Genomic DNA, 20,772 nt, shown 5'->3' with positions numbered 1-20,772 from the left:
CAGCGCGTTCAGTTACCGGGGCCAGGTCACCCTGTCGCCGCTGCCCACCACAGCTGACGGCGCGATGCTCTGCCTGTCCATCGTCGTCGGTTGGTACCTGACCTCGGCCTGCCGGAGCGACGGCTCGCCTCGGGCAAGATGGCCAACTGTTACTTCGTCACCGCGCTGGCCGCGCTCGTTGGCGCGCTGTTGCTCACGTCGCAGACGAACCCGCAAGAGTTCAGCGAGTTTTCGCGACCTGTTTGCGCCCGGCGCGGCGGCCCTGGCCTACGGCGGCTTCCTCGGCGCGGCTTCGTGGGTTCCTTTCATCTACTCTCCGCTCCCAGCGCATCCGGCTCTTGCCGTGGGCGGACGTCGCATGCCCGGCCTGGCGGCGGGCTCGTGATCACCGCATCGGTTGCTACCTGTTCGGCTGCGACTTCGGAACGCCGCTGCCTGCCGGCGCGCCGAAGTGGCTCACGAGCCTGGGTACGTTTCCGCGCGCTGGGCGGAGGGCACGCTGCTCGAGGGCGCGGGCTCACCCGCGTGGATTCAACACGTGAACCACCGTGGCCTGGCCGGACGCCGACTCTCGCTGCTGGTACCCGACCCAGCTCTACGAAAGCTGGCTGGCGCGGTGCTGCTCGTCGTGGCGTTCGTCGTGCGGAAACACCAGCGCTTGGCGCCAGGTCTTCCTCGCGTTCACCCTCGGCTACGGTTTTCTGCGTTTCATCGTGGAGGTCATGCGGGACGATCTCGAGCGCGGAGAGTTCGGACCGTTCATTCCGGTGCACGTCTTCCTGCCCGCGTCGCTGCTGATTTTTGCCGCCGCCTACATTTCGGGCCCGGCCAGGAGCTGGCACAACCTCAAGCTGCGCCGGGCCACCGAGCTGCTCGCCATCGCGCCGGCGGTCGCGCTCTATTTCCGTGCTTCGACCGGCCAGCTTCGCGCAGTCGTCGTCGATGCAGCTGTCCACCTCGCAGTGGATCGGACTCTGACCGAGTAGCCGCGGCCGTGGGCTGGTACGCGCTCGAAGAGGCAGCAAAACAACACCCTGAAGCGGCTATGAGCCCGGCCCGGGCGCCGTCGTGGAAGAAGATGATGCGGACGACGACGCGGACGCGGGACGCTGCGCCCACCAAGTCGAAAGCAGCCGACCCGGACGAAGCAGCGGTGGATGAACCCGCCGCCGAGAAGGCCGCCAAGAAGAAGCGCAAGAAGCGCAAGCAGGCCGCGCCCGCTCCCGAAGAGACCCCGAGCGACGACGACGCGTGACAATGCGACGCCCGTGCGCCAACCCCCGCTGAGCCGCCCCCGCGCGCGACGGTCGTGGTCAGCCGAGTCCTCGAACTGATAGTGCAGCGCTTCGGCGCCGCCGAGGTTCACGCTCAGGCGATGCGGTTCGAGGTCACACACTGCGAAGGCCGCAGCGGGCCTGCCGGGCGCATCGTCGTCGAGGTTCTCGGTCAGGCTCTGCAGCGTGGACGTACCGGGATGCCGCGAATGACGTCGAGGTGGTTCCAGTGTGCGTGCCCGTTGAAGACCGCAACGACCTTCCCGCTCGCCTCGATGATGCGCCTGAGCCTCCGCCGCCCGCCACCCGGCAGATGTGCGGCGCCCGCTCGAACCAGCGATTTCCGGTGAGATCTTGCTCGCTCGCCGGGTGGTGCATCAACACGACCGCGGGCCCCTTCACCGTCGCGAGATCGCGCTCGAGCCACTCGAGCTGGGACTCGGGGAGCCGCACACACACGTCCTTCTGCTCCAGGTGTTCAGCACCGCGAAGTGCACCCCGAAAATCCGCGGCTGTAGTGCAGCGCGCCGTCGTGGTTCCACATCCGCGCGAGGTCGTCCTCGGTCATGCAGATCAGATCGTGATTGCCCGCGACGTGGATCACCGGCGCATCGAGCGCCGAGTAAGATGCCGAGGAACTCCTGGTATCGCTCCATGTCCAGTGAGCGACTTCGTCCTCGACCACGTCCCCAGGTTCTCCACCAGCTCGGGTCGGTCGACGCGGTTCATGCGTTCGACGAAGGCGCGGTCAGCGCACTGGCCCGTGGCTCACCGCAGCTTGCCGGCGAAGTGAGCCCTGGGCCCGAAGTGCTGGTCGGTGATGAGAGCGAAGCGCACGCTGCAACGCTAGCGCATTTGTCCTCTGCCGCAGCGACGCTCCGCCCCCAAGCTGGGGAGCGGTAGACGCCCTCCGGTTCCACGCTAAGCTCCCGCGGGTGAGGCGCCTGGGGTCGATGCTCGTCGGGTGGGGCTTGCTGCGCGTGAGCGTGGTGCTGGGCCTGGTGTTTGCGGCGTGCGGGGGTGACGACGGCGGCAAGAGCGCCAAGGTCGACGCCGGAACGGGCGGCGCTGCGGGCAGCGGGACCGGCGGCATGGCCGGCTCCCAATCGGATGCCGGTGACGCCGCTGCCCTCTCGCGCCGGTGTGTTTGGAAATCGCCGCCACCGCCAACGTGGCCCGGGGACGCGACCTGCCCGGTGCCCAAACCCGGCGTCGCGGACTCCCTCGACGAGGCGCTGACCCAGGCTGGCGTCGATCGCTGCAGCTTCGGTTTCTCGGACGCAACGATGGCGATCTGGAAGCCGATCTTCGCCGACGACAAGTACCAGCTGCCGATCTTCCGCCCGCTGCACCTCGGACTCTTGCGCGCGCCCGGCTTCGTCAAGGCAACGGAGACCGAGCTCGACGCTGTGCTCGATGGTGAACAGGCAGTGTCGAGGGCGATCCCGCTGCCGCGACCAAGAAGGGGCCAGGCCTTGGATGCGTGCGCCAAGCTCGAAGGCGGTTCGCCGCCGCCGCCGCCGATGATTCTCCGCTCGCCGCCGCCATTGCCGCGCTGACGAGCGCCCACGGCGCAACATCACCACCGCCTGTTCGCTGCGGAAGACGGCTGGCGTCCCGCTCGAGCTACAGAAGGCCCTCGTGCCCGTGATCGCCGCGCTGAGCTACGCGGCCAGCGAAATGATCGCCGCGGTCGGCACCACCCAGAGCGACGAGCTCGATTGGCTGGAGCTGGCGCACGGATTCGCGTGATCGTGCCGACCTCGGCCTGGATCGTCGACAAGACCCAGGTCGCGCTGCTCGGCAAGCTCGATCAGCCGCGCATCTCCGCCGCGGCGGCCCTCGTCGCGCGCGCGGTCGAGCAAGCCAAGCTCGAGGCTTTCGCCGGAAAACCGCTGCCCGCTGTCGCCATCGACACACCCATTGCGCCATCGTGCTCGGTGGGCCTGGCGCCGACCAGTACGTCTCCGGTGAGACTTCGCCGAACGGAGCGCGCTCCTGCTCGACGTCGGTGGCGACGACACCTACGAGGTGCCCGTCGGCGCGGGTCGGCGTGACGTCCCGGTCTCCCTCGCGATCGATCTCGGCGGTAACGACAAGTACGGCTACGAGATCGTCGCGGATGGAAACGATGCACCGACCCGACCCCCGTCCGACGCCGCGGGGCGCGCCGTTCAGTTCGGCGTCCAGGGTCAGACCCTGTCACGGGTCGGTCGCCAGGGCAGCGGCGTGCTCGGCATCGGCCTGCTCTGGGACCGCGGCGCGGGCAACGACACGTACGCTTCCCTCGCGCTCTCGCAGGGCGCGGGCTCCGTTGGTGTTGGCGTGCTGTTCGACGACGGCGGCGACGACAAGTACGTCGCCGAGAGCACCAGTCAGGGCTCGGCCCTGTGGGGCATTGGTGCGCTCGTCGATCGCAGCGGCAAGGACGAATACCGCACGTTCTTCGCGTCCCAGGGCTTCGGTTACGTGCAGGGTGTGGGTGTCTTGGCGGAGGGCGGCGGCGACGACGTGTACTTCGCGGATCCCGGTGATCCGGTCGCGGCGGCGACCCGCTGTACGCCTCCGCGCAGCTGCCCGGCGAAGGCAACACCAGCATGAGCCAGGGCTCCGGCTTCGGTCGGCGCGACGACACCAAAGGCATCAACATGGGTGGCGGGCACGGTGTGCTCTACGACCGCGCGGGCACCGACAAGTACACGGCGAGTGTGTGTTCGCGCAGGGCGCGGGTTACTGGCTGGGGTTCGGACTCCTGCTCGACAAGGCGGGCAACGACACCTACGAAGGGCTCTGGTACGTGCAGGGCGCGAGTGCACACTTCGCCCTCGGCTTTCACTTCGATCACGCCGGCGACGACCTGTACAACAAAGGGTTTCCGATCCGCGCGACCAGCATCGGAGTCGGGCACGACTTCTCGGGCTCGTTGCAGATCGACGAAGGCGGCAACGACGAGTACCGGCACCGGGCCTCTCGCTCGGTTGTGGCAACTCACAAGGTGTCGGCGCGCTGATCAACCTGGGAGGCGTGGACAAGTACACGCCTGCGGGCAACAACACCTACGGCTGCGCGTCCCTCGGCCATGGCGCACCCTTCACCGCGCGGGACGACAAACCGACGATCGGCATCTTCGTGGACGTCGATGGGGCCGACACGTACGGCCTCCCGAGCAACGCGCCACCGGCTGCGGACGAAGCAACCTGGAGCTTTCCGGTCTTCGCGGCCAGCGCCGGGGCCCCCAAAACCGAGCACAGCGGGGCGGTCGATCGCGGGTCCGGAGCCGTCACCTTCCCCTAGTTTCCCGGCACTTTCCGGCACTTTCCGCTAAATTTCACCGGGATCCGCCGGTTGCGTGACGAGCTTTACCCCGCCGCCCGTCTAATTGTGCAGCCTTCCGCGGCCCGAGTCGCCGCGCGTGCGAAATCAGCGCGTACGAGGCCCGAGCTAGGAGTTGTCATGCGAAACGCGATTATCTTTGGTGTTGTTGGCGCAGTCGTGGTGGCGGGCGTCGTGGGTTGCAAGAAGAAGGACGAGGACGCGCAGACCGCTGGTTACCAGCAAGGCGGACAGCCTTACGGTCAGCAGCCGGGTTACGGCCAGCAGCCGCAGCCAGGCCAGCCGGGTTACGGCCAGCAGCCGGCGCCCTACGGACAGCCGCAGCCCGGTCCCGCGCCCGGTCCAGCTCCGGGTCCGGCGCCCGGTCCCGCACCCGGCCCCGCGCCGGCGGCAGGCGGCGCAGCGACGCCGATGGATCCCACGCTCGCGGGTGCCGCGACGCAGGTGTTGAACCAGATGGCGACGCAGCAAGCGGTTGCCGGCAGCAAGCCGGTGGGTTCGGCGCTCGCGGGTCAGTTCCAGCAAGGCCAGACGCTCGAGTCGCAGATCCAGCTGCAGCCGGGCAAGTGTTACACCGTGGTCGCGTCCGGTCTTCCGCCGGTCAGCGAGGTCAACGTGAAGTTCGTCGCGGTCACGCCCATTCCGGGCTCCGCGATGGTGCTCGCGACGGATCAAGACACTGGCACGCAGGCGGTGCTCGGCAAGAAGCCGAACTGCTACAAGAACGCCTTCCCGATGGCAGTGCCCGTCAAGCTGATCCTCGAGGTCGCAGGCGGCTCCGGCATCGCGGCAGCGCAGCTCTACGAAAAGTGATGCCACCCCTCGCCGGTGCTCGCCGCGCCTGAGCGCGGCTGCGCGCCGTCGGTCCCCTCCAGATTCGCGCTGACGCGCGAATGGAGGGGACAGGTTTTTTTGTGCCCGTGAGAACGCGAAAACAGGCTCTCTGCGGTTCCGCGGACGGGTCGAGGCACGCTGCTCGTCGAGCACCGACCACACGGCGGCCCGCGTCGGCGGCGTTCGCCGGCGGCCGCGCTTCGCCGGTGGGAGGCGGGCGGCGGATCCGCTGATTTCGACCCGCCGCGCAGCGGCATGCTCCCTGCACATTCGCCGGCGTGGTCCCCGCCAAGCCGAAGCTACTCGAGCGCGTTCGCGAGACGCTCCGTTCACGAGGTTACAGCCCACGCACGGCGAAGGCCTACTCGGGCTGGACTCGCCGCTACATTCTGCATCACCAGCGGCAGCACCCCGAGCTCCTCGACGCGACGCACGTGTCCGCGTTCCTGACGCACCTCGCGACACAACGCGGCGTCAGTGCGTCGACGCAGAACCAGGCGGCGGCCGCGCTGCTCTTCCTCTACGCCGAGGTGCTCGGCCGGCCGCTCGCGGCGTTCGACGAGGTCGTACGTGCGAAGCGCCCGGCGCGGCTCCCGGTGGTGCTCTCTCACGCGGAGGTCGCTGCGGTGCTCGCGCGGCTCGAGGGGCGGCCATGGCTGATGGCCTCGCTGCTGTACGGTGCCGGGCTGCGTCTATCCGAGTGTGTCAGTCTACGGATCAAGGACGTCGATCTGATCCGACATGAAATCGTGGTGCGACGCGGGAAGGGAAAGAAGGACCGCGTCACGACCCTCCCTGCCACGCTGGTCGAGCCGCTGATACATCACCTCACGGCGATGAGAGCGCAGCACGAGGCCGATTTGCGCGACGGCCTCGGCACGGTCGAGCTGCCCGACGCGCTTCGCCAGAAGTACCCGAATGCCAATCGTGAGTGGGGCTGGCAGTGGCTTTTCCCGCGGAACGTCGCTACACGGACGGCGACACGGCAGAGCGTCGGCGCCATCACACGCACCAGACGGTGTTACAGCGCGCGGTGCGTCGCGCGGGCCTTGCAGCCCGTCTTTCCAAGTCCGTGAGCTGCCACACGCTCCGCCATTCGTTCGCGACGCACCTGCTCGAGGCGGGCTACGACATCCGGACCATCCAGGAGCTACTCGGCCACCACGACGTGAGCACGACGATGATCTACACGCACGTCTTGAACCGCGGCGGCCGCGGCGTCACCAGCCCCCTCGACCAGCTCTCGGTTACCGGACGCCTAGCCGGCCCCACCCCCCTCCTCGCCCCACCCCAGCACCAATTATCCCGCTACCCCGCGACGCATAACAACGGCCCCCCACGCGGCCCAAGGGGACCAAGAGGGGGAGGTGGTCCAACAAGCGGAGGTGCTATCCCGCCCAAGTCGCAGTAGAATATTAGTTAAACAGCCGGGCGCCGACATGGAGGACGTTACCGAGGCGGCGAGACTGTGGTGTTACCAAGAGACGCACCGACTCCGCAAATTGGCATTCGGCGATCTGGCGAAGCTTGCGATCGTTCCTTCGAAGTGGACCCGTCCGTTTCGTTCCCGCTCCGTTGGTCTCGCCGCCGTGGCCGCGCCGATCGATGACGCCAGCCTTGTTGTCGGGGTGCGCGCATTCGTGCTCCCAGCCTTTCTGACGCGCTTTGTTGTGTACGACGGTTTCACCAAGTTTGCTGACGAGTCATGGCGCAAGACGATGCCTCCGGAAGCGTATGACCTGCTCCGTGCGAAGCTCGATGAACTCGTGCCGATGATCTAGCGTCTGTCCTCGCAAGCGCTTGTGACCTGCGCTGTCTAACTCACGTTGCACCCGCCGAACGCCGGCCTTGCCGGCTTCACCGTCCGTTCCGCTTCCGCGGGCGACCATTCTGATGCGGCACTCGCCCGCGTCTGTTGCGCCTTGCCGACTGACGACTTGACGCTTGGCGTTCGCGGGTGAACGTGGTTCCGTTATACCGCTGTCTTCTGACCGGAAACGATCACGCAAGATCACAGCGCCTTGTCGACTGTCTTTGCCGCGCTGCGGTCCCAGAGTTCTTCGCCCAAGCGCCACGCGCGACCCCGCGCGTCGTGTCGACCGTGGCGCGGTGAACAGAAGCCGCGCGACCTGGCACCCGAGCGCCGAGATCACAGCGTCGTGTTTCAGCGCGGCGCTCACGGTCTCCGCGCCACGAACAACCGTGGTTCCACCACGGTATAACTCGCGTTCCACCCGCCGAACGCGGGTCCTGCTGACTTCAGCGTTCGTCGCGCGGCGGCCGGCGCCCTCTCTGTCTACGGCTTGCGCCGGCCTGCGAAAACGCCGCGCTGTCTGCTACGATGTTCCTCGCGTTCGCGGGTGAACGCGTGTCTCGTTAGACGGACAGCGAAGTGCCACAAGATCCATGGGCGCCCATCGAGTTGTCGACGTGGAGGACGGTGCCGTCGCTCGTAGGCCGCGTTGCGACAGAAGACGACGTCCGAGACGGGCGCGCGGTCTTCTACGTCGATGGGCCGTGTGAGCCTCTCACCCATCCGCATGGCCTGCCCGCGCTTGCCGTTCACACGGACGAGGCCGGCGCGGCATCGCTCGTCGTCGTCATCCAGTTGGAGCGGACCGAGCAGGGCGACACCGTCGGCGCGCGTTATTTAGTCGGGGGCAACATGGTCTGCATGCTCCCCGAACTGCGCTTCGTCGATGAACTCGAGGCGCGAAGCCTGCTGTAGCGAAGCCGTCTAACTCGCATTTCACCCGCCGAGCGCCGGCCATGGCGGGTTTCACCGTCCGTTCCGCGCCCGCGGGCGACCACTCTGTCTTCGGCACTCGCCCGCGTGAGCAGCGCCCCGCGGTCTGATATGTTGGTCTCCGGCGCTCGCGGGTGAATGCGTGTGCCGTTATACGCCCGAAGGAGGCGCGCCATGGCACAGACGGTTGCCTGCTCAACTTGCGGCGCCGCGATCCTCGTGGAGACCGCTTCGCGAACTGGCGGCCTTTGCATGCCCTGCAAGAACGGAACGCGCGCGCAGATCGATGCGGGCAAGGAGTGGGCCGCAGGCCGCGCCGCCCGAGAGGCCGACCCCCTCCGTGTGCTCTGGGTTTCTCTGGTCCGCAGAGTCCATGACTCCGCATCCGGGACAGGCTTCGAGACCCTCTCCGAAGCGGAGAAGCTGTACTACGCCGTCGGCCTCGTTCACGGCGACGTCTACAACGGCGGCTTCGATCAGTACTTCTTCAACAGCTCCGGTTCCTTCTACGCGCACGCGGTTCGCGGCCTCCAAATCATCGGGGCGACTCAATCAGCGCAACTCCTCGCACAGGCCAAGCAGGCCCTTTTTGGGGACTCACCGGTGCCGACCGACATCGCGGAGCGCAGGACCTACCTTCGAACGCTCAGTCTCGAAAACGCCGTCCTCGATTCACTGGACGCGCAATTCTGGGAGGACCCGGATGATCTGGGGGCGCTCATGGAGCGCTTCGTCAACGAGCACCATCTCCTGACTCCGACGGACGGCGCATAACTCACGTTCCACCCGCCGAACGCCAGTCTTGCCGACTTCACCGTCCGTTCCGCTTCCGCGGGCGACCAAACTGATGCGGCACTCGCCCGCGTCTGTTGCGCCTTGCCGACTGACAACTTGACGCTCGGCGTTTCGCGGGTGAACGTGTGTCTCGTTATACCGCTGTCTTCTGACCGGAAACGATCACGCGAAGACCACGGCGCCTTGCCGACTGTCTTTGCCGCGCTGCGGTCTCAGAGTCCTTCGCCCAAGCGCCACGCGCGACCCCACGCGTCTTGCCGACCGTGGCGCGGTGAACAGAAGCCGCGCGAGCTGGCGCCGAACTCCGAGATCACGGCGCCGTGTTGCACGGTGGCGCTCACGGTCTCCGCGCCCCGAACAACCGTGGTTCCACCACGGTATAACTCGCGTTCCACCCGCCGAACGCGCGCCTTGCCGACTTCACCGTCCGTCCCGCGGCGGCCGGCGCCCAATTTTCAACGGCACGCGCCGGCCTCGAAAATGCCCCGCGCTCTGTTACGATTATCTCGCGCGTTCGCGGGTGAACGCGTGTCTCGTTATACCGGTGTCTCCCGAGACCCACGGCGCCTTGCCGACTGTCTTTGCGGTTTCAGAGTTCCTCCGCTTCGAACAGCCAGCGCGGCCCAAGACCCCGGCGCCCTGCCCGCGGTTGACGCCGAACGTCTCTCACGCGTCCGGTGGCGCCTTGACGACCCCGACCGTGATCGCGCTCGAAAACGAGCCGGCTGTTGAACGAGCCGCGCTGCAACCAAGACCACCAACGCCTTGCCGACTGGAGCCCATCGGCAGAAGGCGGGCGACCTGACGCCGAGCTCCGAGCTCGCGGCGCCACGCCGCACGGTGGCGCCCACGGCTCCGCGCCCTGAACCACCGTGGCACGGTATAACTCGCGTTCCACCCGACGAACGCGGGTCTTGCCGCCTTCAGCGTCCGTTCCGCGGCGGCCGGCGCCCAATTTTCTGCGGCACGCGCCGGCCTCGAAAACGCCCGGCGGTCTGGTACGATGGTCTCGCGCGTTCGCGGGTGAACGCGATGGTCGTTATGCGGCCGACAGCCAGCGCTTCGGCGCATGGCCCGGCGAGTCGGCTCCTGCCTAGCCATGATACCTTTGCCCGCATGGGTAGCGAGCAGGGCGTCGCGGTCGCGCTCATTCCATTGCTTGCGATGGCATGCGCGCAGCCGAGGCCGCACGCGCCACTCGAGACCGCGCACTTCGGTGCGATCTGCCCAACGGAACTTCTGACCATCAACCGTTCGGAACCGGTCCAGACTGCCGCTGCCAGCGCAGTGCCGATCGACCCCCTCTATCCCCCGAGCCGGATCCCTCGCGAAGCGCTCCTCGCCGACGTTTGCGCTGGCCCAAACTCCGCAGGTGATTGCGCGTCCCCGGTTTCCCCTCGACTCAGGCAGCGGGCTGAAGAGCTGCTGGCTTCCTTTGACGAGCCCGCACTCGTTCACGATGGCTGCCGATTCGTCACCTCGCCGTCCTTCGGCGCCTTGAGCATGGGCCGCATCGTGCGCTTTGGCACCGAGGCCATCGTCACGATCAAGGTCGTGGAGCGCCGTCCCGCCGAGGGGCAGCTGTCCTGGCGGCGACTCAAGCGTGTCGATCTCGCAGAGTTCAGGCGGTTTGAAGACGCCGTCGCACGCGCAGGGTTCTGGCAGATGCCGGCTCATGTCGCCGAACCGCCTAGTCACGACGGTGTGCAATACTACTTTGAATGCCGCCGCGCGCCGCAACATCGCCTCGTATCCAGGTCACACGGTGCGCTGCAATCCCTAGCGACGCAGCTCATCGCGCTCGCGGGTTGTCCGCGTGCGAACGAGCACTAGCGGTCGCCGATTCGCCGCGTGAGCCGCATAACTCACGTTGCACCCGCCGAACGCCGGCCTTGCCTCCATCACCGTCCGTTCCGCTTCCGCGGGCGCACATTCTGATGCGGCACTCGCCCGCGGCTGTTGCGCCTTGCCGCCTGACGACTTGACGCTCGGCGTTCGCGGGTGAACGTGTGTCTCGTTAAACAGCCGGAGATGACACCGGCGCGCTCACCGCTCAGTGCATACAACAACCATCAGCGAACTCTCGGCAGATCACGCGCAACATTCGCTGCTCCGACTCAGTCGCCGTGCCGTTCGCCACCTTCTTCTTGAGCGACTCCTTCGCTCTGAACATCTTTTGCCCCACCGCTGATAGCTGCCCGGGCATCCCCGCATCCGGATCGCAGGCGGCTTGTTCCTTCGCGATCCGCCCGTCGTCCGGTTGGCCTTCGTCGGATGGCATCGCGTCCTGCACGCTTTCACCGGACACGCCGACGTCCGCCCCTCGGTGTGGCCTGCTTGGCGGGTCATTCGCGCGCGGCAGCGGCCTGGCGATGTGTGGAGGCCGGGGGGAAGGAGCGGTCTCTCGCTCACCCGCGCATGCCCCCGCGACGCCGATCCCAAGTATCGGCAGCCAACTCCACCTGGTCACTCGAGCAACAGTACGCCAAAGCGCCGTCGCCCGTACCGCTGTCTAACTTGACGCTGCAGCAGACGAGCGCCGGTCAGGCGAGTTTCACCGTCCGTTCCGCGGCGGCGGGCGACCACTCTGTCTTCGGCACTCGCCCGCCTCTGCGGCGCCTCGCTGTCTGCTACGATGTTCTCCGGCGCTCGCTGCTGAGCGCAAATTCGTTAGGCGGACGGCAGAAACCCGAGCGTCGGCACGACTGCTCCGCAGCAGTCTTCGCAAGGGCTAATCATGCGCCCCGGTCCCAGGCGTGATGGCAGACCGAGCTCTCGGCTCCCCTCAGGATTTGGATCTCTCTTTGGCTCGTGGCAGACTCAACCGGTCCGAATGACGCTCACGGTTGAACTCGAGCAAGAGGCCGATGGCCGTTGGTTGGCGGAGATCCCTGAGCTGCCGGGCGTCATGGTCTACGCAGAGTCACGATCCAAAGCCACCCAGCTCGCACGCGCTCTGGCTCTCAGGGTCCTTGCAGATCGAATCGAGGCCGGGGAGCTCGAAGCTTCTTCGCTGACCACTGTCTCGTTCGCGGCGTAGACATGCCGGATTGGGGTTCGGCGAAGGCCAGCGCAGTGTTGGCAGCTCTCCTGCGCATCGGCTGGCGCGTGTTGCGCCAACGTGGGTCCCACAGAGTCCTCGGCCGTGACGGTTTCCCCAATTTCGTCTTCGCTTTTCATGATGGCGACGAGGTTGGTCCTCGCATGCTTGCGCGAATCGCGAAGCACACTGGGCTCGCTCCGAGCGACTTGTGAGCGCCGCCTAACTCACGTTGCACCCGCCGAACGCCGGCCCTGCCGACTTCACCGTCCGTTCCGCTTCCGCGGGCGAACAATTCGATGCGGCACTCGCCCGCGTCTGTTGCGCCTTGCCGACTGACGACTTGACGCTCGGCGTTCGCGGGTGAACGTGTGTCTCGTTAGGCGGACTCATGACGTGCACCAAAGCTCGCCCCGGCGTTGATCGCCCGTCGTTACGCATGCTGCACGCCCTGCTTGTTCTGTCGCTCACAGCATGCAGCTCCGTCGGTCCGCAAGGCGGCCCGTGCCCCACCTATGTCGTGACGCCGGACGCGGCGATCACCGGTTTTTCAGCTGTGCGCGAGTGGCGCCAGGACTCAGTCTGCGCTCAGTACTGCAAGAGCGACTACACCACCTGCATGTGGGAATCGGAGTTCACCGTCAGATGTCAGATGTTTTGTCCCCGATGACAAGGGCCGCCTAACTCACGTTGCACCCGCCGAACGCCAGTCTTGCCGACTTCCACGTTCGTTCCGCGCCCGCGGGCGACCAGACTGATGCGGCACTCGCCCGCGTCTGTCGCGCCTTGCCGACTGACGACTTGACGCTCGGCGTTCGCGGGTGAACGTGTGTCTCGTTATACCGGTGTATTTCGACGGGAACGATCACGCGAAATCACCGGCGCCTTGCCGACTGTCTTTGCGGTCTCAGAGTTCCTCCGCTTCCAGCCCATCGCGGCTGAGCCCGCAGCGCTGAGCCGGCTGTTGCGCTCGAAAAGTCTCCCATGCATCCGGTCGCGCCATGACGACCCCGACCGCGCTCGCGCTCGAGGACGAGCCGACTGTTGAGCACCCGTCGCCGCGCCCAAGACGCCAACGCCTTGCCGACTGGAGCCGATCAGCGGAAGGCGGGCGAGCTGGCAGCGAGCTCCGAGATCACGGCGCCGCGCCGCACGTTGGCGCTCACGGTCTCCGCTCCCCGAACAACCGTGGTTCCACCACGGTATAACTCGCGTTGCACCCGCCGAACGCGGGTCTTGCCGACTTCACCGTCCGTTCCGCGACGGCCGGCGCTCTCTCTGTCTACGGCTTGCGCCGGCCTGCGAAAACGCCGCGCTGTCTGCTACGATGTTCCTCGCGTTCGCGGGTGAACGCGCTCTCGTTAGACGGATTGCGATGCCGCGCATCAGCGTAGAACCCGAAGCCCGAGAGTTCATCGCTGAGCGGATCGCGCGCTTCAAAACCGAAGCGCCCCAAGAGCTTCAGTGGCAAACCGAGTACGTTCGCACCAACCAGGCTCTGCCACTCTACATCGGGTGGACCGAGACCTTCGCCATTCGCCCCGACGGCGACCTGGTGCGATGGTCGACGGAAGGCGAGTGGCCTGGCGTCCGACCTCTGGATGGCGCCATCTGGATCAACAGCGCGCTTGTCCAAGGTGCGAAACGGTACCCGCAGCTCAAGAGCCTGATTCCGGACCGGTCGACAGACGCCAGGACATGCGACGACTGCGGGGGCACCGGCACGATCGGGGGCGTGCCTGGCCCGTTCGACAATGTGGTCTGCAGGTGCGGCGGAATCGGCTGGCTTCCAGCCGGCACCGTCTAACTCACGTTGCACCCGCCGAACGCCGGTCTTGCCGACTTCACCGTCCGTTCCGCTTCCGCGGGCGACCACTCTGATGCGGCACTCGCCCGCGTCTGTAGCGCCTCGCCGATTGACGACTTGACGCTCGGCGTTCGCGGGTGAACGTGTGTCTCGTTATGCGGCTGCGAAGAGACGTCGCGTACTTTCAGCTCGAACGTCGACGCCCGACTTGCCCACCGGCACGGCGTGGTACGCTTGGTGCGATGTCTCGCATCGACCTCATTCTCGCGGAAGCGCTCGAGCTTCCCGACGACGAGCGCGCTCAGCTTGCCCTGCGGCTGGCCGAGAGCCTGACCCCGACACCAGCGCCGTCTGCTCACGACGCTTGGGTTGGAGAAATTGCGCGGCGGGTCGAGCGCCTTCGTGACGGCACCGCGAAGACCGTCTCCGCACGGGACGCGCTCTCGATGGCTCGAGCCGCAGTGGCTGCTCGCCGTGCCTGAAGTCCTCGACGCGGCCTCGCGTGAGCTCGCCGCGAACGCTGTCTGGTACGAGGAGAGGCGGTCCGGCTACGGCTCCCGCTTCATCGACGAAGCCGAGGACATCTTCCGGCTGCTCGACGAGTCTCCCCTGCTCGGCCCGCCTTGGGTGCTGGAGGGCGTCCCTCCCGGCGTTCGGCATGTCGTTCTGCGCACGTTCCCCCTGTCGGTCATCTACGTCACTGATCCGCGCGTCGTGGTCGTCGCGTTCTTGGGCAGCCAGGAGCCGCTGTATTGGATCGATAGACTCGAAGAGGTCAGGTGACCGGCCCCGCATAACTCACGTTGCACCCGCCGAACGCCGGCCCTGCCGACTTCACCGTCCGTTCCGCTTCCGCGGGCGACCATACTGATGCGGCACTCGCCCGCGTCTGCAGCGCCTTGCCGACTGTCGACTTGACGCTCGGCGTTCGCGGGTGAACGTGTGTCTCGTTATGCAGCGGATGAGTTCTCGGACCTTCTCGACACCGACGACCGCAAGCGACGCCCGTCGTCAGGGACAGGTTGCCGGGTCGCGCAGCGCACAGACTCCGTTCACGCACTCGTAGGGTGGGTTGCAGGTGGGACCCGAGAGCGAGCACGGTTCGCCCTTGTTGGGCTGGGGCATGCAGGTGCCGGACGAGCCGCTCAGGGCGCAATTTGTACCCGCCACGCAGTAGACCCCAGCGCCGCCGCAGCTTTCTCCGCTTCCGTGAAGCTGGATCGCCACGCACGTTGAACCTACGCAGCGCGCTCCCTGAAATGGGTCACAGTCTTGAAGGCCCGTGCACGTCGCGCCGACGCCCCCTGCCTTGATGCACTTCCCTGCCGTGCACATCAGACCGTACCCGCACTCGGCGGTGACATTGCAGGACGCGTTCAACTGCTTTGAGGCGACGCACGTGCCGCCCTGGCACCATGAGCCGCCAGAACAGTAGCCGCTACACGCGTCACCGGGCCCAGGCACGCACTTGCCGCAACCACTCGCCCCAATCGCGCATCCGCCGCTCGAACACTGGGTCCCCGTTGCGCACTTGGCGCCCGCGGTCAGGTTGCCAGGCGGGAAGCAACTCGCCAGGCCGGGGACGCCGACGAAACTTGTTCCGCCATACCAGAACTCGTCGCATGTCGCGGCCAGTGCCGTCTGTGCGCAGGACAGGAGACCGGATGACGTCACGTTGCTACCGGGAAGCGCCGAGGCGTGCAGGCACCCCACCACACCGTCGGCCTCGCAGTTTGGGTCTTTGAACAGGCTCGCGACCACCGGCATGCAAGTGGCGACCTTCTCGCACGCTGCTTTCGCGAGCAGGGTACACGCGTCGACGAGCCCGCCGCCTCCGGCCGCGCCTGCGGCGCCGGCCGCGCCCGCAGCGCCCCCGCCGTCGCTCGTGCTTCCAGTCCCCCCCGAGCCGCCGCCGTCGGCGGCCGCACCCCCGGAGCCCGATGTGCCGCCGGCTCCAGCGCCCGCTCCGCCGGTTGAACCCGCACTCCCCCCTGTCGCGCCCCCCGTGCCGCCGGTTTCATCGGCGTTGCCTCCACAGGAAGCTGCCGACACCGCAACCGAGAAGACTACGAAGATGCCCCCGCGCATCATGATGTTCAGAACCCTAGCGTGGATCGCGGCGGGCAGCGAGGAGCCGAGCGTCGCAAGGCGACGCGAGCGACAGTCCCGTGAATCACCGTAGTGGCGCCCTGCATAACTCACGTTGCACCCGACGAACGCCGGCCTTGCCGACTTCACCGTCCGTTCCGCTTCCGCGGCCGACCATTCTGATTCGGCACTCGCCCGCGTCTGTGGCGCCGCGCGGACTGACGACTTGACGCTCGGCGTTCGCGGGTGAACGTGTGTCTCGTTATGCCGCTGTCTTCTGACCGGAAACGATCACGCAAGATCACGAAGGCCTTGCCGACTGCCTTTGCCGCGCTGCGGTCTCAGAGTCCTTCGCCCAATCGCGGTGCGCGGCCCCGCGCGTTCTGCCGACCGTGGCGCGGCGAACAGAAGCCGCGCGAGCTGGCGCCCAAGTTCCGAGATCACGGCGCCGTGCTGCACGATGGCGCTCACGGTCTCCGCGCCCCGAACAACCGTGGTTCCACCACGGCATAACTCGCGTTCCACCCGCCGAACGCGGGTCATGCCGACTTCAGCGTTCGTCGCGCGACGGCCGGCGCCCTCTCTGTCTACGGCTTGCGCCGGCCTGCGAAAACGCCACGCTGTCTGATACGATGTTCCTCGCGTTCGCGGGTGAACGCGTGTCTCGTTGATATGGAACGACCCGTCAAGCTCACGAGGGTCTGTTCGGTAGGATCTGCTTTCGTTGTCGAGAGTGAAGCGGACGAGACAGTGGTCGAGGTGGGCGTTATCGACGGTTGATCACGCTGATATCCGAGGGTCGAGCTGAGCTCGCCTCATGTTCATGGTCCGTCGGGAGCTGCCTCTGACTAGACTCGCGGGTCGGAACCGCATAACGAATTCGAGGATTCTCCGTGCCGTTGCCGGCCTCGACCACTGACCGATCCGCTTCACTGTTCTGGCGCCCGTCTAGGCGCAGCGCTCCTTTCTCTTTTCGGCCTCGACGCCGATGGCCCAGATGAATCCGACGAGCTCGCGAGCAATCGCGGTGACGATCTTGCCGGCGGGCTTGCTCCTGCTGGTCAGTCGCGAAAATCGTCGGTGCAGTCGCTCTTGAGCCTTCCAGGCGATGGCAGCGACTTGTGGCGTGAGGGACCCCTGAAGCTGCTTCTGGCGCACGTTCAGCTTGGGCCGATGCCTGTAGTGCCATGCCGCTTCGACCAAGACCCGGCGAAGATGTGCGTTGCCGGCCTTGGTGATGGCACCGCGACGGTCTCGAGCGCCACTCGAGTGCTCCGAGGGCACCAGGCCGGTGTAGCTCATCACCTGGGGGGCACACGTGAACCTGGCGAACGTCCCTAGCTCGGTGGCAAGCGTGATGGCGGTGATCTTCGCAACGCCGCGCAGCGCTTGGAGCGCGTCGATGACTGCCTTCATTTCCGTCGGCGCAGTCAGCACAGCTTCGTTGATTGCGCTTTCCAAACGCACGAGCCGTTGGGCCTCGTGGTCGACGGCTAGAATGTAGTCGAGCAGAGTCACGTTTTGCGCAGCGTACGGCAGCGTCAACCCTCGAACCCATTGCCACCAAGTCACCGTCCACGGGCCGCGGCAGCCCTCTGCCTGTCGCTGGCCGTTCCGCAGCAGGTACTTGCTCAGCCGATGCTTCGCTCGCAGCTCGTCCTTCTTCGCCGCCTCACGAGCGCGAACCAAGTCCCGCAGCGCCTCGTGCTCAGCATTGGGGACCCAGACTGCTGTGAGATCTCCGCTGCGGTACGAACGCGCGAGCTTCTCGGCGTCGCGTCGATCCGTTTTGACTCGGTCGCCCGGCTTGGTCGGGATCAACGATGGCGCCACGACCTCGCATGCCACGCCCAACTTCGTGAGCTGCCAGTACAAGACGTACCCGGTCGGGCCCGCCTCGTAGCAAACGCGGAGACTGCTCGCGTCGCCGAGCTTGCCGATGAGGCGGCGGATTGCCTCGAGCCGATTCGCGATGGTCCCCAAAGACCTCGCGACACCGCGACCCTCGACGATCGCTACTGAAATCGTTTCCGCGTGGACGTCCATGCCGACGTATCGTGTAACCTTGCCCATGACCGGCTCCTTTCACGTGTAGCCCTGCGTGCTGCCCTGCACGTAACCTACGACTTCGTGAACTCGAGCCGGTCGTTCCATTCTGACTAGACGGGCAGGTGATCGGTGACGGCGTCCGCCTCCCAAGCTTCGATGTTCTATGAGCAGGTCGTCCGGGAAGGCCACGTGTTCACGTTCCTCTCCGATGATGCTTTCCTCGTTTTCCCGATGCCCGACGGCGAAACCGTTCCGTTCTGGTCCAGCCTCTCCCGCCTGAAGACCATCCAGCGCGCGCATCCAAAGTTCCGCGCTTACGCGTTCGACGACATCGCGTTGGATACCTTCCTCGACAAGGTCATTCCGCAACTGGCTGACGAAGGACTGCGAGTTGGCGTCAACTGGTCCGGCAAACGTCTGACGGGGTACGACATCGCGCCAGCCGAACTCCGGGAAAATCTCTCGTACTGGCAGTCCAAGAAGTGACCACCAACGCTTCGACATGCAGAGTTCGATTGACGGCGCCGTCTAACAGGACGTTGCAGCAGACGAACGCCGGTTTTCCTTCTGGGAATGTCGTCTCGGGCTGCCCGCGCGGGGCTAGCGCCTCCCTTCTGGCAAAGCTCGGCGCCACCCCCGCGCTTGCGTGATATTGTTGGGTGGTGTTTTTCCTGGCGCTCGCTGCTGAACGCCACAATCGTTAGGCAGACATGGAAACCAGATGCGTTCGTGCGAGGATCAAACCCGGCAGCATCGAAGCTGTCCGCGAATGGGCTCGCACGATCAACGCCCGCCGCGTCGAGGCGTTAGCGACTCTTGTGGATGAGCAGATCCAACTGGAATCCGTGTTCCTCGAATCCGCCGCAGATGGGCAGTATCTCATCTACTACACCCGCGGCGCCGACCTGTCGCAAGCTGACAAGGTCACGAAGACGTCTCAACACCCCATTGACGCTTACCACTACGAGTTCATGCGCCAGCACACCGAGAAGGGTGTTCCACTGGAGTTGCTGGTGGACCTGGAAGCATGATGCGCTCGCTGCCTAACTCACGCCCTGAGGCGGACCGCAAGCCCTACTGAGCTTGCTGCACCGCAAACGCGAGCAGGGGGGAGCCACGCTTTTGGAGTGCGGTCAGGTAGCGTGATTCGTCGTAGCGGGTTCGGTCGAGCCAGCAGCGGTGAATGATTCGGATCCATTTGAAAGCGAGGGAGCGGACTGCGGCGTTGTGTGACGAGCCCTTGGCGCGCTGCTTCTCGTAGAAGGCCTTGGCCCAAAACGAGCGCGGAATGGTCTGCTCGGTCCACTCGACGAAGGTTTGGCGGAGGAACTTGGTGCAGGCGTAGCGCCAATGGACCCAGCTCTTGTTCCCGCTGCGCTCGGTGACCGGCGCGATGCCCATGCACTTCTGGACGGCAGCGGCGGTGGGGAACCGCTCGCGACGCTCGCCGAAGGCAGTCAGCAGTCGAGGAGCCAGCGCAGGACCGGCTCCAGGGAGCGAGTCGAAGAGCTCGAAGTCGGGCAGCGACTGGGCCAAGGTCGCGATCCTGACGTCGAACTGCTCGATGGCGGCGCAGACGGCACGGAGCTGCGGCAGAAGGAGCTGGACCATGAACCGAGCGGGCTCGATGGCACCAGCGTCGGTCGTGAGCGGCCGTTCGCTGTGGAGCTCTTCGAGGCGGCGGTCGATGACGGCCTTCTGTCGAACGTTGTGGCCGTGGAAGAACGCGACCACGGTCTCGCGGCGAGCTCTCTGGGCGTCCTGGAGGGTCGGCCAGCGCTCGATGAAGTCGATGAACACGTCGGTCCACTTGTCGCGAAACCAGCCCAGAACCTGCGGGTAATAGGCCTTGAGTGCAGCCGTGATGCGGTTGGTGATGCGCACCCGGTCCTCGACGAAGGCGCGGCGTTCGGCGACGAGACGGCGGAGCTGTCGCATGGGAGCGCTTTCCCGTTTGAGTGGCGGAAGCTTCTCCGGATGGCGCAGCAGCAGCTCCAGGATCAGCTCTGCGTCGGTGGGGTCGTCCTTTGCGTTGCTGGGCACGAAGGTCTTGCGGTAGCCGGCGACGGTGCCGGGCCTCACCGGGCAGACGACGATGAAGTCGTGCTCGAGCAAGGCCGAGACGATCGGGCCTTCCTCGAGCTCGACGGCCACGGCGACCGGGGCACCGGCGAAGCGCTCACGGAGTCGAGCAATCCACGCTTCAAGAGCGGCCGGGCGGTGAGGAACGACCTCGCGCTCCAGACCCTCGTTGCCAGGGACACTGAGGCAGACATCGTGCTTCTTGTCGGCCCAGTCCAACCCGATGAATGCGGCAAATTCGTCGAGACTTTTCTGCATGCGACCTCCTCGGCTATTCTTCTGGTCGGGACATGCAGCGGCCGCGCCCAGCGAAGGCAATATGGTGAGCCGGTTCGAGCGGCTTCCCCTGAGGATTCGTTACAGGCGAGGCACACCCACGGGTTCGAATGCGAGTTAGAGAGCATCAACTGCTCGACGTTGCAGATTCGTAGCCCGCGGGTGCATGTCCCGCTTTCCATCCTCCGGTCTGAGCAGAAGTCTGAGAAGCAGAACGGAGCGGCCATATCACGTTGCACCCGCCGTGACCCATCAGCGACACCGGGATGATTTCCGCGGACGTGGCCGCCAGGCTCGGCTGCGAAGCGGAGGTTATCAGTGGCAAGTGGACGGAAGATCGAGGACGAGGCAGAGGCGCGCCGGTGCCTGGCCGCAGCGAAGCGGAAGGGCCTGAGCGCCGGAGAGTGGGCCCGGGCGCACGACATCGACGGGCGGTCTCTGAATGCGT

Annotated in this window: 24 protein-coding genes and 1 pseudogene; 20 read left to right on the top strand and 5 right to left on the bottom strand. The window is 66.2% G+C overall.

Annotated features, from left to right (window positions below; genetic code table 11):
* The first annotated feature begins 548 nt into the window (after positions 1–548).
* Together IPI67_21070 and IPI67_21065 are read left to right on the top strand one after the other, a co-directional pair.
* A complete protein-coding gene (locus tag IPI67_21070; GenBank protein ID MBK7582675.1) occupies positions 549–986 on the top strand; it encodes a prolipoprotein diacylglyceryl transferase in 438 nt (145 codons plus the stop codon).
* 8 nt (positions 987–994) lie between these two features.
* Positions 995–1,255 (top strand): hypothetical protein, encoded by a 261-nt coding sequence (locus IPI67_21065; GenBank protein MBK7582674.1) that lies wholly within the window; start codon positions 995–997, stop codon positions 1,253–1,255.
* A 497-nt stretch (positions 1,256–1,752) separates the two neighbouring features.
* On the opposite strand, the gene IPI67_21060 is transcribed toward IPI67_21065, so the two are convergent.
* Complete coding sequence (locus tag IPI67_21060; GenBank protein MBK7582673.1) at positions 1,753–1,959, bottom strand: hypothetical protein; 207 nt, start codon at positions 1,957–1,959, stop codon at positions 1,753–1,755.
* Positions 1,960–2,209: 250 nt separating this feature from the next.
* Here IPI67_21060 and IPI67_21055 point away from each other — a divergent pair, with 250 nt between their 5' ends.
* The 11 genes and pseudogenes from IPI67_21055 to IPI67_21005 all read left to right on the top strand — a co-directional run bounded on the left by IPI67_21055 (position 2,210) and on the right by IPI67_21005 (position 10,815).
* Positions 2,210–2,833, top strand: a complete 624-nt coding sequence (locus IPI67_21055) for a hypothetical protein (GenBank protein ID MBK7582672.1) — start codon at positions 2,210–2,212, stop codon at positions 2,831–2,833.
* Positions 2,834–3,028: 195 nt separating this feature from the next.
* Positions 3,029–3,331, top strand: coding sequence for a hypothetical protein (locus IPI67_21050; GenBank protein MBK7582671.1), 303 nt, complete (start codon positions 3,029–3,031; stop codon positions 3,329–3,331).
* Positions 3,306–3,875: a hypothetical protein gene (locus IPI67_21045; GenBank protein ID MBK7582670.1), complete on the top strand. Its 570-nt coding sequence runs from the start codon at positions 3,306–3,308 to the stop codon at positions 3,873–3,875. Before IPI67_21050 ends, IPI67_21045 begins: the two co-directional genes overlap by 26 nt.
* Positions 3,876–3,984: 109 nt before the next feature.
* Positions 3,985–4,284, top strand: a complete 300-nt coding sequence (locus IPI67_21040; GenBank protein ID MBK7582669.1) for a hypothetical protein — start codon at positions 3,985–3,987, stop codon at positions 4,282–4,284.
* 14 nt (positions 4,285–4,298) lie between these two features.
* Positions 4,299–4,568, top strand: a complete 270-nt coding sequence (locus IPI67_21035) for a hypothetical protein (GenBank protein MBK7582668.1) — start codon at positions 4,299–4,301, stop codon at positions 4,566–4,568.
* Between the two features lie 159 nt (positions 4,569–4,727).
* Positions 4,728–5,420 (top strand): hypothetical protein, encoded by a 693-nt coding sequence (locus IPI67_21030; GenBank protein MBK7582667.1) that lies wholly within the window; start codon positions 4,728–4,730, stop codon positions 5,418–5,420.
* A gap of 952 nt (positions 5,421–6,372) precedes the next feature.
* Positions 6,373–6,639 (top strand): annotated as a pseudogene (locus IPI67_21025) (tyrosine-type recombinase/integrase).
* Between the two features lie 241 nt (positions 6,640–6,880).
* A complete protein-coding gene (locus tag IPI67_21020) occupies positions 6,881–7,222 on the top strand; it encodes a hypothetical protein (protein MBK7582666.1) in 342 nt (113 codons plus the stop codon).
* 659 nt (positions 7,223–7,881) lie between these two features.
* Positions 7,882–8,169: a hypothetical protein gene (locus tag IPI67_21015; protein ID MBK7582665.1), complete on the top strand. Its 288-nt coding sequence runs from the start codon at positions 7,882–7,884 to the stop codon at positions 8,167–8,169.
* 192 nt (positions 8,170–8,361) lie between these two features.
* Positions 8,362–8,961, top strand: coding sequence for a DMP19 family protein (locus IPI67_21010; GenBank protein MBK7582664.1), 600 nt, complete (start codon positions 8,362–8,364; stop codon positions 8,959–8,961).
* A 1,044-nt stretch (positions 8,962–10,005) separates the two neighbouring features.
* On the top strand, positions 10,006–10,815 hold the full coding sequence (locus IPI67_21005; GenBank protein MBK7582663.1) for a hypothetical protein: 810 nt from the start codon (positions 10,006–10,008) through the stop codon (positions 10,813–10,815).
* A gap of 220 nt (positions 10,816–11,035) precedes the next feature.
* Here the strand turns inward: IPI67_21005 and IPI67_21000 are convergent, their stop codons facing one another.
* Positions 11,036–11,263: a hypothetical protein gene (locus IPI67_21000; GenBank protein MBK7582662.1), complete on the bottom strand. Its 228-nt coding sequence runs from the start codon at positions 11,261–11,263 to the stop codon at positions 11,036–11,038.
* A 552-nt stretch (positions 11,264–11,815) separates the two neighbouring features.
* On the opposite strand from IPI67_21000, the gene IPI67_20995 reads away from it, so the two are divergent.
* The 5 genes from IPI67_20995 to IPI67_20975 all read left to right on the top strand — a co-directional run bounded on the left by IPI67_20995 (position 11,816) and on the right by IPI67_20975 (position 14,612).
* Positions 11,816–12,022: a type II toxin-antitoxin system HicB family antitoxin gene (locus IPI67_20995; GenBank protein ID MBK7582661.1), complete on the top strand. Its 207-nt coding sequence runs from the start codon at positions 11,816–11,818 to the stop codon at positions 12,020–12,022.
* A 2-nt stretch (positions 12,023–12,024) separates the two neighbouring features.
* Positions 12,025–12,237: a type II toxin-antitoxin system HicA family toxin gene (locus tag IPI67_20990; protein ID MBK7582660.1), complete on the top strand. Its 213-nt coding sequence runs from the start codon at positions 12,025–12,027 to the stop codon at positions 12,235–12,237.
* Positions 12,238–13,349: 1,112 nt separating this feature from the next.
* Entirely contained in the window at positions 13,350–13,829 is a 480-nt protein-coding gene (locus tag IPI67_20985; protein MBK7582659.1) for a hypothetical protein, read from the top strand.
* A 242-nt stretch (positions 13,830–14,071) separates the two neighbouring features.
* Positions 14,072–14,311 carry an addiction module protein gene (locus tag IPI67_20980; protein MBK7582658.1) on the top strand — a complete coding sequence of 80 codons (240 nt, stop codon included), beginning with the start codon at positions 14,072–14,074 and terminating at the stop codon, positions 14,309–14,311.
* A complete protein-coding gene (locus tag IPI67_20975; protein MBK7582657.1) occupies positions 14,304–14,612 on the top strand; it encodes a hypothetical protein in 309 nt (102 codons plus the stop codon). The genes IPI67_20980 and IPI67_20975 overlap by 8 nt, the downstream gene beginning before the upstream one ends.
* Before the next feature lie 228 nt (positions 14,613–14,840).
* Here the strand turns inward: IPI67_20975 and IPI67_20970 are convergent, their stop codons facing one another.
* Together IPI67_20970 and IPI67_20965 are read right to left on the bottom strand one after the other, a co-directional pair.
* Positions 14,841–15,920, bottom strand: a complete 1,080-nt coding sequence (locus IPI67_20970) for a hypothetical protein (protein ID MBK7582656.1) — start codon at positions 15,918–15,920, stop codon at positions 14,841–14,843.
* Positions 15,921–16,865: 945 nt separating this feature from the next.
* A complete protein-coding gene (locus IPI67_20965) occupies positions 16,866–17,990 on the bottom strand; it encodes an IS110 family transposase (GenBank protein ID MBK7582655.1) in 1,125 nt (374 codons plus the stop codon).
* A gap of 105 nt (positions 17,991–18,095) precedes the next feature.
* Here IPI67_20965 and IPI67_20960 point away from each other — a divergent pair, with 105 nt between their 5' ends.
* On the top strand, positions 18,096–18,452 hold the full coding sequence (locus IPI67_20960) for a DUF2750 domain-containing protein (protein MBK7582654.1): 357 nt from the start codon (positions 18,096–18,098) through the stop codon (positions 18,450–18,452).
* 224 nt (positions 18,453–18,676) lie between these two features.
* Positions 18,677–18,997: a hypothetical protein gene (locus IPI67_20955; protein ID MBK7582653.1), complete on the top strand. Its 321-nt coding sequence runs from the start codon at positions 18,677–18,679 to the stop codon at positions 18,995–18,997.
* Between the two features lie 43 nt (positions 18,998–19,040).
* Here IPI67_20955 and IPI67_20950 read toward each other — a convergent pair whose 3' ends face one another.
* A complete protein-coding gene (locus IPI67_20950) occupies positions 19,041–20,306 on the bottom strand; it encodes an IS110 family transposase (GenBank protein MBK7582652.1) in 1,266 nt (421 codons plus the stop codon).
* Between the last annotated feature and the right edge of the window lie 466 nt (positions 20,307–20,772).

The organism is Myxococcales bacterium, from assembly GCA_016706225.1.
Classification (GTDB): Bacteria; Myxococcota_A; Polyangia; order Polyangiales; family Polyangiaceae; genus JADJKB01.
Note: the sequence above shows the minus strand (reverse complement) of the source record. Positions and strands in the feature narration are given on the sequence as shown.

What these genes read in the sequence shown, in the direction of transcription:
- IPI67_21030 (MBK7582667.1), top strand. Translation starts at nt 4,728, where the DNA reads ATGCGAAACGCGATTATCTTTGGTGTTGTTGGCGCAGTCGTGGTGGCG.
- IPI67_21020 (MBK7582666.1), top strand. Translation starts at nt 6,881, where the DNA reads ATGGAGGACGTTACCGAGGCGGCGAGACTGTGGTGTTACCAAGAGACG.
- IPI67_21010 (MBK7582664.1), top strand. Translation starts at nt 8,362, where the DNA reads ATGGCACAGACGGTTGCCTGCTCAACTTGCGGCGCCGCGATCCTCGTG.
- IPI67_21000 (MBK7582662.1), bottom strand. Translation starts at nt 11,263, where the DNA reads ATGCCATCCGACGAAGGCCAACCGGACGACGGGCGGATCGCGAAGGAA.
- IPI67_20995 (MBK7582661.1), top strand. Translation starts at nt 11,816, where the DNA reads ATGACGCTCACGGTTGAACTCGAGCAAGAGGCCGATGGCCGTTGGTTG.
- IPI67_20990 (MBK7582660.1), top strand. Translation starts at nt 12,025, where the DNA reads ATGCCGGATTGGGGTTCGGCGAAGGCCAGCGCAGTGTTGGCAGCTCTC.
- IPI67_20985 (MBK7582659.1), top strand. Translation starts at nt 13,350, where the DNA reads ATGTTCCTCGCGTTCGCGGGTGAACGCGCTCTCGTTAGACGGATTGCG.
- IPI67_20980 (MBK7582658.1), top strand. Translation starts at nt 14,072, where the DNA reads ATGTCTCGCATCGACCTCATTCTCGCGGAAGCGCTCGAGCTTCCCGAC.
- IPI67_20970 (MBK7582656.1), bottom strand. Translation starts at nt 15,920, where the DNA reads ATGATGCGCGGGGGCATCTTCGTAGTCTTCTCGGTTGCGGTGTCGGCA.
- IPI67_20965 (MBK7582655.1), bottom strand. Translation starts at nt 17,990, where the DNA reads ATGGGCAAGGTTACACGATACGTCGGCATGGACGTCCACGCGGAAACG.
- IPI67_20955 (MBK7582653.1), top strand. Translation starts at nt 18,677, where the DNA reads ATGGAAACCAGATGCGTTCGTGCGAGGATCAAACCCGGCAGCATCGAA.
- IPI67_20950 (MBK7582652.1), bottom strand. Translation starts at nt 20,306, where the DNA reads ATGCAGAAAAGTCTCGACGAATTTGCCGCATTCATCGGGTTGGACTGG.